Source organism: Oleiphilus sp. HI0128 (genome assembly GCF_001635365.1).
The window spans coordinates 1-958 of the sequence record NZ_LWGG01001480.1; the positions used below are offsets into that span (position 1 = coordinate 1).

General features: G+C 47.7%; 1 protein-coding gene. It reads right to left on the reverse strand.

Features of this window, described 5'->3' with window-relative positions; all coding sequences use genetic code 11:
- Nucleotides 1–958, reverse strand: a 958-nt coding sequence (locus A3763_RS24400) for a peroxidase family protein (RefSeq protein ID WP_304440846.1), incomplete at both ends; no start/stop codon positions are given.

The following is a 958-nucleotide window of genomic DNA, read 5'->3' on the forward strand; positions in this document are numbered from 1 at the left end:
CATAATTATTTGGTTTGCTTTGGCCAACCAAACCACCAAGGATATGGTCAATTGCGCCTGGCGTGCTTAACTGTTCAGCTTTTTCAGGATCAAATAATGCGATGGTGTTAATGAGCCAGGAATTAGGACCTTTGATATCGTCCGTCACATTTTGCATCAAATCACGTGTTTCAGGATTACGCGCGATACCCCACCAGTTTGCTTCCATCGACAACTCTAATGCAGGGTTGGCGATAATTGCAGGCGTCCATTCAACTGTGTGAATCTTCGCCATCAAGGCAGAGTTGATCAAGCGGGACTTATCAAATAGCCACTGATCTGTCGCGTTTGGATAGTTTTCCTTCAGCTTGTCAGCAATAGCGTTATGCTCCAAGGTGAATAGCTGGTGCATCATGCTAAGACCTAGCCACCAGTTGTCACTAAAGCCAGTAACCGGCACGCCACTCCAGAAGTCTGTTGGCAAAGTACCATCACTTTCAATAGCGAGCTTACCATCTTCAAATGAACGAACAGAATCATTGGTTTCTTTGTTGCTGCCGTAAAGCTGTGAGCCATCCCACCAGTGAGTATTGTGGTTACGGTAAGTCGCTGGCAAGTAAGCATCGTCTTCAACGCTACGATCCGGATCAGCAGTTGTACGTTGTACAGACATAACACCCGTACCTAAAGGGTCACCTGATGGTAGAGGCACTTCGATATCGTTATCGGTCGCATTAGGGCCGTGGCTCACCCAATCGTGAACCATGAATTGAATCCATGACGCCGCAATAAAGTTAACGCTGGTGGCGGGCTTAAATTGCTCACGCTTCATCAGCGAGTTACTGACTTCACGCGGGTTAGGGCTCAACAAGGTACCGTCTTCCGTTTCACCAAAGGCGGCTTGAAGCTCGACGTTTCGTCCAAAGCGCATATGGACAGAACCTTCTGACGGGTTCTCCAGAATATTACAGGTACCATC